Below are 11,767 nucleotides of genomic sequence, written 5' to 3'. Positions count from 1 at the left end.
AGCCCCTCCCACATTCAGGCAATAAAAAAGCCGACCCATAAATGGATCGGCTTGATAACAACCCCGAGGGATTATTACTTGCGGCTAGCTTTTTCAAGCATGCGCAGAGCGCGCTCGTTAGCTTCGTCAGCAGTCTGTTGTGCTTTTTGAGCAGCAGCCAGAGCTTCATCAGCTTTACGGTAGGCTTCGTCTGCACGGGCCTGGGAGCGAGCTGCTGCGTCTTCAGTTGCAGTCAGACGAGCTTCGGTTTCTTTGGAGACGCTGCTGCAACCGGTAGCCAGAACTGCGGCCAGAGCCAGAGCAGAGAATTTCAGAACGTTGTTCATCGTGTTCCCCTTCAAGGACTTTCTATTAAATGGCTACTTTCTCAGAGTGAGCAAATAGCCGGCGTACATACTACCCATTACTTGTAGTAAGTAAACTGACGTAGCGCAAGAAGCAAAAAAAATTCTCGCGCCGAATCTATTTTGGCTAATCTTTTGGAGGTTTGTATAAAAACCGTCCAGTTTTTTTCATTCGGGTGAAGATTGGATCCAGGCTGAAAGGGCCGGCCTGCATGTGTTAAGCCTTGTAAACAGATGAAAATTTATATATCTGCGCCGACACTTACCTTGCGTTCGGCGTTGCTGGGCCTGGCATCTTTTGCGCATGTAGAGGTGACTTTAAGAGCGCCTGTTCGTCTCAAGGTTCAACTGCCGGCAATGTTCAGGCTTTCGATCAGTGTTTGGTCGAGGCCCTTTCTATATCCACCAGCGGCAGGGGATGACGAGTGCGCCTTGAGCAATTGCAGGATTGGTGCCTACTATTCCCTACGTGCTGGTTGTGAGCGCTCAAGGTTTTCTCGTTGTCGAAACCGGCACGGGGTGGCGTAGATGTTCCTTCGCCGGAAAAACATCGGTAAGGTAGGGGTCAGAATTCAAGACCCGCGAGGAGTAGTGATGAGCGAGGCGTTGTCCATCCACCATGACCAGGCTGGTCATCAGTTCGAGACCAATGTGGACGGTCATCGTGCCTATCTGACCTATATGGACCTCGGGAAGCAGACCCTGGATATCTATCGGACCTTCGTGCCCAACGCACTGCGGGGCCGTGGCATTGCGGCGGCGCTGACCGAAGAGGCCCTGAAGTTCGCTGAAGACGCTGGCTACACGGTGATCCCGTCCTGCTCCTATGTCGAACGCTACATGGAGCGCCATCAGCGCCATGCCGCCAAGCTCTGAGCGATCAGCAAGCAATAAAAAACGCCGGGTTTAGCCCGGCGTTTTTGTGTGCGCAATTCAGGTTCAGGTGCGTTTGCGTGTCGGCAATACGTCCTTGAGCTTGGCGTGCATGCTGCGCAGGGTGTTTTCGGTGGCGGCCCAGTCGATGCAGGCATCGGTGATCGACACGCCGTACTGCAAGTCGGCCAGGTCTTTTGGAATGGCCTGGCAACCCCAGTTCAAATGGCTCTCGACCATCAGACCGATGATCGACTGGTTGCCTTCGAGGATCTGGTTGGCAACGTTTTCCATCACCAACGGCTGCAGCGCCGGATCCTTGTTGGAGTTGGCGTGGCTGCAATCGACCATGATGTTCGGCTTGATCTTGGCTTTGTTCAGCGCTTGCTCGCACAACGCAACGCTGACCGAATCATAGTTGGGCTTGCCGTTGCCGCCGCGCAGCACCACGTGACCGTAGGCATTGCCCTTGGTGGTCACGATGGAAACGCCGCCTTCCTGGTTGATGCCCAGGAACCGGTGAGGGCTGGAGACCGATTGCAGTGCGTTGATCGCCACGGTCAGGCCACCGTCGGTGCCGTTCTTGAAGCCCACGGCCGAGGACAGGCCGGACGCCATTTCGCGGTGGGTCTGGGACTCGGTAGTACGTGCGCCGATGGCCGACCAACTGATCAGGTCCTGCAGGTACTGCGGGGAGATCGGGTCCAGTGCTTCGGTAGCGGTGGGCAGGCCCATTTCAGCCAGGTCCAGCAGCAACTGGCGACCGATGTGCAAGCCATCCTGGATCTTGAACGAGTCGTCCAGGTACGGGTCGTTGATCAAGCCTTTCCAGCCGACGGTGGTACGCGGCTTCTCGAAATAGACGCGCATGACCAGGTACAAGGTGTCGGACACTTCTGCCGCCAGCACTTTGAGGCGCTCAGCGTATTCGTGGGCGGCCTTGAGGTCGTGGATCGAGCATGGGCCGATCACCACAAAAAGGCGGTGGTCGGTGCCGTCGAGAATCTCACGGATGACTTCGCGACCCTTGGTGACGGTCTGCAGGGCAGCGTCGCTCAGGGGGATTTCGCGCTTGAGCTGATCGGGCGTGATCAGCGTCTCGTTGGATTCGACGTTTAGGTCATTGATCGGTAAATCAGCCATCGTGTTACTCGTCAGGGTCACGGGTGCCGGCCGCCAGCCATCCCCGTGCGGCGGAGCACAGCATGATTTGGATGCAGGGGGGAGGAACCTTAGCGCGTAACACGGGCCCGCGACAATGGGCAAAGCCCGCTTTAATCCAGTGCTGGCTGCACAAACGCCTCATGGGAGAACTCGCCTGCATGGCGCGACACCCACTCCCGGGCCAGGGCTTCGATCTGCTCGGGCGTCGGTTCGGCATCTTCGTGCTGGCGGCAGTAGCGCTCTATCCGGCATGCTTGCTCGCCCATGCGCGCGCCAAACAATGCATGTTCATCGGTAAATGAGATACCGACGCGGTAGCCGTTTTCCACCTTGCGACACCATGCTATGTAGCCGGGGTATCGGGCGGTGGCGCCCAGGGAAGGGATGCGCAAGTCAACCGCCGTGCCCTGGCGCCAGGCGCGCGGCCAGTTGCAGGCAATGCCACCCAGGCCGTTGGTGAGCAGGCGTTGGCGCGGTATGGCGGGAGAGGGGCGTTGGATTAACTCGACAGCAACATCATCAGGGTGAGGTAAAAAACGACCCATGTACACGGACTCCGAGCACCGTCCTGTAGACGGCGGTGGCAGCAGTATAGTGAAGGAACTGGAATTGACCGACCTGGATATTGACCAGCAATTGCTGGGATTGCCAGGAGTTTCGCTCGTGGTGTTCACCAGCGTAGGATGCTCCAGTTGCCGTTGGGCGCGCCAGCAGTTGCCCGGTTGGCAGTTGCCGGTGGACCGCGTGTGCTGGGTGGATGCCGGGCATAACGGCGGCGCGGTCGAACGCTACCAGATCTTTCATTTGCCCGCGTTGTTCGTGGTGTGCGAGGGTCAGTTCCTCGGGCAATTACAGACACGTCTTACACGTTCTGACCTTGCCAGCGCTGTAAAACAAGCGCTTACCCGTATTCCTGAGGACTTGCCATGACAGCTCAATCGCCACGCATCGGTATTATCGGCACCGGCGCCATTGGTGGTTTCTACGGTGTGATGCTGGCGCGGGCCGGATTCGATGTGCACTTCCTGTTGCGCAGCGAGTACGCGGCGGTCAGCCAGCATGGCCTGCGTGTCAACAGCCACGTGCATGGCCAGTTGCACTTGCAGCCGGTGCAGGCGTATGCAAGCGCTGCCGATATGCCGCCCTGCGACTGGCTGCTGGTGGGCACCAAGTCCACGGGGAACGTGGAGCTTGCGCCGACGCTCGCCCAGGTCGCCGCGCCGGATGCCAAGGTGGTGTTGCTGCAGAACGGCCTGGACGTCGAGGACAGCCTGCGCGAACACCTGCCGCCGTCACTGCATTTGCTGGGTGGGCTGTGCTATATCGGTGTGCACCGCTCGGGCCCCGGTATTGTCGAGCATCAGGCGCTGGGGCGCGTCAACCTGGGCTATCACAGCGGTTCGGCGGCCAACGACGAAGACCTTCAAAAGACCATCGTCGAGGCCGGTGCCGCCTTGTTTCACCAGGCCGGCATCGAGTCCCAGGCCATGGCCAATGTGCATCTGGCGCGCTGGCACAAGCTGGTTTGGAACGTGCCCTTCAACGGCCTCTCTGTCTTGCTGGGCAGCGGCACCACGGCGATGATGGCGGACGAATCCAGCCGCGAGCTGATCCAGGCGCTGATGGCCGAAGTGGTGCAGGGCGCGCACGCCTGCGGCCATGAGATTCCCGCCAGTTACGCTGGGCAGATGTTCACCATGACTGAATCCATGGACGACTACCTGCCGAGCATGTATCACGACCACGTGCACAAACGTGCGCTGGAACTGGCGGCGATCTACGCCCGCCCGCTGGCCGCTGCCAAGGCCGCCGGTTGCGAGTTGCCGCGAATGCAGGCGCTGTACCAGGCCTTGAGCTTTATTGATCGGCATAACCGCTGAGTCGGGGGTAAACGCATGGCGAAGGGATTGGGCGACAAACTGGTGTTGGCGATTTCGTCGCGGGCCTTGTTCGACCTGAGCGACAGCCACAAGGTCTATCTTGCCCAAGGGGTAGAGGCCTATCGCAAATACCAGATCGAACACGAGGAAGAAATCCTCGAACCCGGCGACGCCTTCCCACTGGTCAAGAAGCTGCTGAGCCTCAATGCCAGCCTGGGGCGCGCCCGGGTCGAAGTGGTGCTGGTATCGCGCAACAGTGCCGATACAGGCCTGCGTGTATTCAACTCGATTCAGCACTACGGCCTGGATATTTCCCGCGCTGCTTTCGTAGGAGGGCGTAGTCCCTATCCTTATTTGGCTGCATTTGGTTGCCATCTGTTTCTTTCGACCCATGCTGAAGATGTGCGCAGTGCCCTGGATGCGGGCTTTGCAGCAGCGACGATTCTGTCAGGCGGGCCGCGTCGTGCCTCCAGCGAGGAACTGCACATCGCTTTCGATGGTGACGCAGTGTTGTTTTCCGACGAGTCGGAGCGCGTGTACCAGGCCGACGGGTTGGCGGCGTTCCAGGCCAGCGAACGCGAATCTGCACGCCAGCCGTTGCCAGGCGGTCCCTTCAAGGGGTTCCTGGCGGCGCTGAACCTATTGCAGCGAGAGTTCCCTGACGAGGCCTGCCCGATCCGCACGGCCCTGGTCACCGCCCGCTCGGCGCCGTCTCACGAGCGGGTGATTCGCACGTTGCGTGAGTGGGATATTCGCCTGGACGAGTCGTTGTTCCTTGGCGGCCTGGAGAAGTCCGCGTTTCTGGAGGCGTTTGCCGCTGATGTGTTTTTCGATGACCAGGCCGGTCATTGCGAGAAAGCCAGGGAAGTGGTGGCCACTGGGCACGTGCCCCATGGCATCAGTAATGAATTGAGGATTCAGGCCGAGAGTTAGGCGCGCTGCTAAGCTCATTCAATCTCCTCCAGCCTGGCAGTCCAGGAGGTTTTATGATTCGTTCGATGCTGTACGCCACGGACCTCGGTCTTTACGCGCCGTATGTGATGCAACATGCGCTGGCGCTGGCGCGAACGTTCAAGGCTGACCTGTATGTGATTCACGTGGTCGAGCCGATCGGGCTGTTCGCCGAATCGGTGTTGCAAAGCTACCTTGATGAAGCCGCGTTGAGCGAGTGGCAGAGCCAGGGGCTGAACACGGTGATGGCGACTATCGAGCAGCGGGTGCTCGACAGTTTCCGCGAGGAGTTGGGGGAGGGTGAGCAGGACTTGAAGTTGATCCGTTCGGTACGGGTGATCCAGGGAGATCCGTGCGAGGTGATTCTGGACCAACTGCGCAAACTGTCCGTTGATCTGCTGATAGTCGGCAGTCACAGCCATGCAACGGGGGAGACCACGCCTCTGGGACGTACCGCGGCACGGGTGCTGCAGTTGTCCAGCGTGCCGGTTTACCTGGTGCCGTCGTTACAACGTCGACGCAGTGATGACATGTGATCGGTAGGAAACGATAAAAAGTTCTAGATTTATCTGTCTAACCTTTAATATAGTTATATACCGTCGCTGATACCCGTGGCGTCTATCTGCTTTGAGGGACACATATGAAGCTTCAACAACTGCGCTACATCTGGGAAGTGGCGCACCACGACCTCAACGTTTCCGCTACTGCTCAAAGCCTGTACACCTCGCAACCCGGTATCAGCAAGCAGATCCGCCTGCTCGAAGACGAGTTGGGCGTTGAAGTGTTCGCACGCAGCGGCAAGCACCTGACCCGCGTCACCCCGGCCGGTGAGCGCATCATCACCACCGCCGGCGAGATCCTGCGTAAAGTCGAAAGCATCAAGCAGATTGCCCAGGAGTTCTCCAACGAGAAGAAAGGCACCCTGTCAATCGCCACCACCCACACCCAGGCGCGTTATGCATTGCCTCCGGTGATTCGCGATTTCATCAAGCAATATCCGGACGTGGCCCTGCACATGCACCAGGGTTCGCCGATGCAGATCGCCGAGATGGCCGCTGACGGCACCGTCGATTTTGCCATCGCCACTGAAGCCCTGGAGCTGTTCGGTGATTTGGTGATGATGCCGTGCTATCGCTGGAACCGTTGCGTGGTGGTGCCTCAGGGTCACCCGTTGGCCAAGTTGCCGAAGCTGACCCTCGAAGCCCTGGCCGAATACCCGATCGTGACCTACGTGTTCGGTTTCACCGGCCGTTCCAAGCTGGACGAAGCCTTCAGCCATCGCGGCCTCACGCCGAAAGTCGTGTTCACCGCCGCCGACGCCGACGTGATCAAGACTTACGTGCGCCTGGGCCTGGGCGTGGGTATCGTCGCCAAGATGGCGGTCGACACCAACCTCGACAAAGACCTGGTGGTTCTCGACGCCAGCGAGCTGTTCGAATCCAGCGTGACCAAGATCGGCTTCCGCCGTGGCACGTTCCTGCGGGGCTTCATGTGCGACTTTATCGAGAAGTTTGCGCCGCACCTGACCCGCGAAGTCATGGCCAAGGCGATCCAGTGCCACAACAAGCAGGAGCTGGAAGAGCTGTTCGACGGCGTTGAACTGCCTGTTCACTGAGTGGCTTATCGGGCCTCGGTAACCGTAAACAGTTGCCGAGCGCCTGCCACCAGAATCTCCACCTCATCCCCTTCGAACTTGCCCAGCAGGCTTTTGCCCAAGGGCGAGCGCGGGGTGATGACGGTCACCGGTTGCCCGACCACATCCACCTTCAAGCCCGCAGCATCAGGCGCCAGGAACAGCCATTGCTGGCGACCGTTCTCGTCCTCCAGACCCAATAGTGCACCGACTTCTATCCCTCGCTGATCATCGTAGGCGCGCAGGGGCAGGTTCTGGCACAGCGTCAGCGACTGCTTGATTTCCTCGACCCGTTTGGCTTGCCCGGCCGCTAGATAAGAAGCCTCCAACCCCAAGGTGTCGTATTTGTTCTCTGCGATATTTTCTTCATGAGTCGCGGTTTCGTAGGCGGTCTGCGCGGCGCGTTGGGCTATATCGAGGTCGACGGTGAGCTTTTCCAGGATCAACTGGAGGACGGCGTGCTTATTCATGGCTGTGCTTGATCATTCGCAGAATTGCAGGACATTGGCCCGGCTCTTTTCGTTGGGCGCATTCTGGTCTTGTTGCAGCCAGAACTGGCATTTGGGGTTGGACAGGTTACGGGCGTTGGTACGCGCTTGGTCCAGGCTGTGTTGCTGTTCCTGTTTTTGCAGGTTTTGTTGGTACTGCTCGAACATGCGGTTGGGCGGCTCCGGCGCGACAACGGCCGGTTTACCCAATTGCTGGACCGCCTCGGCCACCGGCGCGAGGCTTTGCGCAAACAGGTAGCGCGAGGCCAGCCAAGTGGTCAGCGCAATGGCGATAAACCCCAGCCATACGCCCAAGGCGATAGCGATGCACAGCTTGAGCAGCGACAAAGGCGCGCTAGAGGGCATGTGGAACTCCTTGCTACGGGGATAATGGCGGCGATTGTCGCACAGCCTCCATGCAGAATAATCGCGATCAAGCCTTCTGCATCGGCGCATTTATGCGGACAATCGAGCCTTTGAGCGTTGGAGCCCGGAATGAAAGCCCGCTGGGATATTTTTTGCAGCGTTGTCGATAACTTCGGCGACATCGGCGTGACGTGGCGCCTGGCCCGGCAATTGGTGGTGGAGCACGGCTGCGAGGTGCGTTTGTGGGTCGATGACCTGCGGGCCTTCGAACGCATGTGCCCCGAGGTGGATGTGCAGCGCGAGCAACAGTGGCAAGAGGGTGTTGATGTGCGCCACTGGCCAGCCGACTGGTCGCCAACCCCTGCCGCTGATGCGGTGATTGCCGCTTTCGCTTGCCAGTTACCGCCTGACTATATGGAAGCCATGGCCGAGTGTGAGCGCACGCCGTTGTGGATGAACCTGGATTATCTCAGCGCCGAGGATTGGGTGGTGGGCTGTCATCGCCTGCCGTCGGTGAAGTTCAAGGGGGTACAAAAATACTTCTTTTTCCCTGGCTTCCGGCCTGGTACGGGTGGTCTGTTGCGTGAGGCCGGGTTGCTGGAACAACGTAGGGCTTTTCAGCGGGATATCGCTGCGCAGCGACAATTCCTGCAATCGCTGGGGGTGTTTCCAACTGATGGTGCGCGTCTGTTCTCACTGTTTGCGTATGAAAATGCCGGGCTGGCCAGTTGGCTGGACGTATTGTCGACGGACGGCGCGCCACTCATCTATTGGTGCCGGAAGGGCGCATCCTCGGTGATGTAGAGCGCTGGCTTGGAGTTGAAGGGCTCGCCGCCGGGGATGTTCATCAGCGTGATGCACTGACCGTGCAGATACTGCCGTTCGTGCGTCAGGAGCAATATGACCACCTGCTGTGGTGCTGCGATTTCAACGCAGTGCGCGGTGAAGACTCGTTCGTGCGCGCCCAGTGGGCCGGGCGCCCGCTGCTGTGGCACATCTATCGCCAGGACGAAGACATCCACCTCGACAAGCTCGATGCCTTCCTGGAGCTGTACACCGGCGCCTTGTCACCGGCTGCAAAGGTGGCGCTGGTCGCGCTTTGGCAGGCCTGGAACACCGAGGGCGACATGGCACAGCCTTGGAAAATGCTGCTGGAACACTGGCCAGAGGTCAGCCAGAACGCCGAAACGTGGTGTCTGGAGCAGGCCTTGCAGGCCGATCTTGCGACGGCGCTGGTACAGTTTTATGAAAGTTGGATATGATACGCCACCTTGATTTTTGTAAATCCCATCCAAATTTCGGATATATGCAATGAAAACTGGTAAAGAACTGAAACCCGGTACAGTGATCCGTCTCGAAAACGACCCTTGGCTGGTTCAGAAAGCTGAGTTCACCAAGTCTGGTCGTAACAGCGCAATCATGAAGACCAAGCTGAAGAACCTGCTGACCGGTTACAAGACCGAGATCGTCTACAGCGCCGATGACAAACTGGACGACGTAATCCTCGACCGTAAAGAAGCGACCCTGTCCTTCATCAGCGGCGACACCTACACGTTCATGGACACCACCGACTACACCATGTACGAATTGAACGCTGAAGATATCGAAGCCGTTCTGCCGTTCGTGGAAGAAGGCATGGAAGACATCTGCGAAGCGATCTTCTTCGAAGAGCGCCTGGTTTCCGTAGAGCTGCCGACCACTATCGTGCGTAAAGTTGCCTACACCGAAGGCTCCGCTCGCGGCGACACTTCGGGCAAGGTAATGAAGCCAGCCAAGCTGGCTAACGGTACCGAGCTGCAGGTAGCTGACTTCATCGAAATCGACGACCTGATCGAGATCGACACCCGCGAAGGCGGTTCGTACAAAGGTCGCGCCAAGAAGTAATTCTGGCCCTGCCGTACGAAATAAAAAGCCCGACCATAAGTCGGGTTTTTTTATGGGCGCTGTTTTTTTACTTCAAGTGTTGCTTCAGCTCCTCCGATGCCTGCAGCAGTGCCGAACGCACCGCCGGCACCTGGCTGACCACGTTGAGCAAACCGTAGTCGTGGATCATGCCGTTGTAACGTACGGCGGTCACCGGCACACCCGCCTCATCCAGTTTGCGGGCATAGGCCTCACCCTCATCACGTAGTACATCGGCACTGGCGGTCTGCACCAGTGCGGGCGGCAGGCCCGAGAGTTGCGCGGTAGTGGCCCGCAGCGGCGAGGCGTAGATCTCGGCACGCTGGTTGGCGTCGGTGGTGTAGTTGTCCCAGAACCACTTCATCATATTTTTGGTGAGGAAGTGCCCTTCGGCGTACTGGTTGTAGGACGCGGTCTCGAAATTGGCGTCAGTCACCGGCCATAACAGCAGCTGGAATTTGATCGCCGGCGTGCCCTTATCCTTGGCCATCAGGCTGACCACGGCCGCCATATTACCGCCGACGCTGTTGCCCGCGACCGCCAGGCGCTTGCCGTCGACATTGATCTCTTTACCGTGTTCGGCCACCCATTTCGTTGCGCCGTACGCCTGGTTGATCGCCACTGGGTAATGCGCCTCGGGTGACGGCGTGTAGTTGACGAACACCGCCACCGCCCCGGAGCCCACGACCAGATCACGCACCAGGCGTTCGTGGGTCGGATAATCCCCCAGCACCCAACCGCCGCCGTGGAAGAACATGAACACCGGCAATGTGCCTTTGACCCCGGCCGGACGCACGATGGTCAGGTCCAGCGGCTTGCCATCGACCTGGATGGTCTTTTGGCTCACGTCGGCCTTGGGCAGCGTCAGCTTCACCCCGGCTTGGGCGCCGGTCAGCACCGCACGCGCTTCCTTGGGCGTCAATTGTTCCATCGGCTTGCCGGTGCCGGCGTTCAATACATCCAGGAAAGCCTGGGTGTTGTGCTCAACGTCGCCATTGGCGGCGAAAGCGTGGCTGATGGACAAGGCGAGCAGGGTGCCGGTGAGCGCTTTACCAAATGTGTTCATGTTCTTCTCCTTGAGCAGCAGCGTGGGTTAGACGGTTACATGCAGGCGCACGTCGACGTTGCCACGGGTGGCGTTGGAGTACGGGCAGACTTGGTGAGCTGCGTCGACCAGACTTTGCGCGTCATCCTGCGCCAGGCCTGGCAGGCTGATATGCAGGTCGATGTCCAGGCCGAAACCGCCGGGGATCTGGCCGATGCCGACGTGGGCAGTGATCGAGGCGTCATCCGGGATTTTGCGTTGGGTCTGGCTGGCGACGAATTTCAGGGCGCCGATGAAGCAGGCCGAGTAGCCGGCAGCGAACAGTTGTTCCGGGTTGGTCGCCTGGCCACCGGCGCCGCCCAGTTGTTTTGGCGTGGAGAGTTTGACGTCGAGGATGTTATCGCTGGAAACAGCGCGACCATCACGGCCGCCGGTGGCGGTGGCTACTGCGGTATAGAGCGTTTGCATGGTGTCGTCCTCTTGGGTATTTAGCGCTAAATGTTTGCGCGCTAAGTAGTTGGTGAGGCGAATGTATAGCGCTAATGTTTAGCGCGCAAGATAAATTTGGAAATATTTTTCGTGAACCGCCAAATATCCATGTGGGAGGGACAAATCGAATCGTCGCACCGCCTTCCCACATTTTTATTGCTATTGGGCGTGTTAAACGGCGCTTTGCAGGTTGCTGCGCAACACAATCAGATCCGCTTGCAGCTTGCGCAATTGCTCCAACTCCAACCCGCTGGCCCCAAGGATGCACTGTGGAATACCCATGGCCTTGTCCTGCAAGGCACGGCCGGCGGTGGTCAGTTCCACCACCACCACGCGTTCATCCTCGCGGTTGCGGGTGCGGCTGAGCAGGCCTTCGGCTTCCAGGCGTTTGAGCAGTGGCGTCAGGGAGCCAGGGTCCGTGAGCAGGCGGCTGCTGATTTCGCCGACAGTCAAACCGTCCTCTTCCCACAACACCATCATGGCCAAGTACTGCGGATACGTCAGGCCGAGCGCTTGCAGCAGGGGCTTGTAGACCTTCGTCATCAGCAATGAAGTGGAGTGCAGCGCGAAACACAGCTGGTTGTTCAGCATCAGGGATTCGCACGGATCAGGATTTTTGCTCATGGCGGTGC

The 11,767-nt window shown here is 58.9% G+C and carries 15 protein-coding genes and 1 pseudogene; 8 read left to right on the top strand and 8 right to left on the bottom strand.

The features are described from left to right. Nucleotides 1-74 precede the first annotated feature (74 nt). Nucleotides 75-326, bottom strand: a complete 252-nt coding sequence (oprI, locus tag IQK56_RS10310; RefSeq protein ID WP_003172710.1) for an outer membrane lipoprotei OprI — start codon at nt 324-326, stop codon at nt 75-77. A 612-nt stretch (nt 327-938) separates the two neighbouring features. Between oprI and IQK56_RS10305 the strand changes: the two genes are divergently transcribed. Next, a complete protein-coding gene (locus tag IQK56_RS10305) occupies nt 939-1,220 on the top strand; it encodes a GNAT family N-acetyltransferase (RefSeq protein WP_064451529.1) in 282 nt (93 codons plus the stop codon). Nucleotides 1,221-1,283: 63 nt separating this feature from the next. Here IQK56_RS10305 and IQK56_RS10300 read toward each other — a convergent pair whose 3' ends face one another. Then, nucleotides 1,284-2,360 (bottom strand): 3-deoxy-7-phosphoheptulonate synthase, encoded by a 1,077-nt coding sequence (locus tag IQK56_RS10300; protein ID WP_032888996.1) that lies wholly within the window; start codon nt 2,358-2,360, stop codon nt 1,284-1,286. 131 nt (nt 2,361-2,491) lie between these two features. Continuing rightward, entirely contained in the window at nt 2,492-2,926 is a 435-nt protein-coding gene (locus IQK56_RS10295) for a PilZ domain-containing protein (protein ID WP_193863268.1), read from the bottom strand. On the opposite strand from IQK56_RS10295, the gene IQK56_RS10290 reads away from it, so the two are divergent. The 5 genes from IQK56_RS10290 (at nt 2,925) to cysB (ending at nt 6,827) form a co-directional block, all read left to right on the top strand. After that, complete coding sequence (locus IQK56_RS10290; RefSeq protein ID WP_122307780.1) at nt 2,925-3,311, top strand: YbbN family protein; 387 nt, start codon at nt 2,925-2,927, stop codon at nt 3,309-3,311. The two genes, IQK56_RS10295 and IQK56_RS10290, sit on opposite strands and share 2 nt — an antisense overlap. Next, nucleotides 3,308-4,261: a putative 2-dehydropantoate 2-reductase gene (locus IQK56_RS10285; RefSeq protein WP_122307781.1), complete on the top strand. Its 954-nt coding sequence runs from the start codon at nt 3,308-3,310 to the stop codon at nt 4,259-4,261. The genes IQK56_RS10290 and IQK56_RS10285 overlap by 4 nt, the downstream gene beginning before the upstream one ends. A gap of 15 nt (nt 4,262-4,276) precedes the next feature. After that, nucleotides 4,277-5,194, top strand: coding sequence for a 5'-nucleotidase (locus tag IQK56_RS10280; RefSeq protein ID WP_122307782.1), 918 nt, complete (start codon nt 4,277-4,279; stop codon nt 5,192-5,194). A 53-nt stretch (nt 5,195-5,247) separates the two neighbouring features. After that, a complete protein-coding gene (locus IQK56_RS10275; RefSeq protein ID WP_150676779.1) occupies nt 5,248-5,748 on the top strand; it encodes a universal stress protein in 501 nt (166 codons plus the stop codon). A gap of 104 nt (nt 5,749-5,852) precedes the next feature. Then, complete coding sequence (cysB, locus tag IQK56_RS10270; protein ID WP_003189876.1) at nt 5,853-6,827, top strand: HTH-type transcriptional regulator CysB; 975 nt, start codon at nt 5,853-5,855, stop codon at nt 6,825-6,827. A gap of 5 nt (nt 6,828-6,832) precedes the next feature. Here the strand turns inward: cysB and IQK56_RS10265 are convergent, their stop codons facing one another. Next, the gene (locus tag IQK56_RS10265) at nt 6,833-7,315 is read right to left on the bottom strand and encodes a GreA/GreB family elongation factor (RefSeq protein WP_150676780.1); all 483 of its coding nucleotides are present in this window, start codon (nt 7,313-7,315) and stop codon (nt 6,833-6,835) included. A 12-nt stretch (nt 7,316-7,327) separates the two neighbouring features. Further along, nucleotides 7,328-7,699 carry a hypothetical protein gene (locus tag IQK56_RS10260; protein WP_150676781.1) on the bottom strand — a complete coding sequence of 124 codons (372 nt, stop codon included), beginning with the start codon at nt 7,697-7,699 and terminating at the stop codon, nt 7,328-7,330. Between the two features lie 129 nt (nt 7,700-7,828). On the opposite strand from IQK56_RS10260, the pseudogene earP reads away from it, so the two are divergent. Further along, nucleotides 7,829-8,961: pseudogene (gene earP / locus IQK56_RS10255) on the top strand (elongation factor P maturation arginine rhamnosyltransferase EarP). A gap of 49 nt (nt 8,962-9,010) precedes the next feature. Next, nucleotides 9,011-9,583: an elongation factor P gene (locus IQK56_RS10250; protein ID WP_032889016.1), complete on the top strand. Its 573-nt coding sequence runs from the start codon at nt 9,011-9,013 to the stop codon at nt 9,581-9,583. 67 nt (nt 9,584-9,650) lie between these two features. Here IQK56_RS10250 and IQK56_RS10245 read toward each other — a convergent pair whose 3' ends face one another. The 3 genes from IQK56_RS10245 to IQK56_RS10235 form a co-directional block, all read right to left on the bottom strand. Further along, nucleotides 9,651-10,667 (bottom strand): alpha/beta hydrolase, encoded by a 1,017-nt coding sequence (locus tag IQK56_RS10245; protein WP_150761975.1) that lies wholly within the window; start codon nt 10,665-10,667, stop codon nt 9,651-9,653. A 27-nt stretch (nt 10,668-10,694) separates the two neighbouring features. After that, nucleotides 10,695-11,114, bottom strand: coding sequence for an organic hydroperoxide resistance protein (locus tag IQK56_RS10240; protein WP_122307788.1), 420 nt, complete (start codon nt 11,112-11,114; stop codon nt 10,695-10,697). A 192-nt stretch (nt 11,115-11,306) separates the two neighbouring features. Beyond that, complete coding sequence (locus IQK56_RS10235) at nt 11,307-11,759, bottom strand: MarR family winged helix-turn-helix transcriptional regulator (RefSeq protein WP_122307789.1); 453 nt, start codon at nt 11,757-11,759, stop codon at nt 11,307-11,309. Nucleotides 11,760-11,767: the final 8 nt, after the last annotated feature.

Origin of the sequence: Pseudomonas cyclaminis (genome assembly GCF_015163715.1) — a bacterium.
GTDB lineage: Bacteria > Pseudomonadota > Gammaproteobacteria > Pseudomonadales > Pseudomonadaceae > Aquipseudomonas > Aquipseudomonas cyclaminis.
Note: the sequence above shows the minus strand (reverse complement) of the source record. Positions and strands in the feature narration are given on the sequence as shown.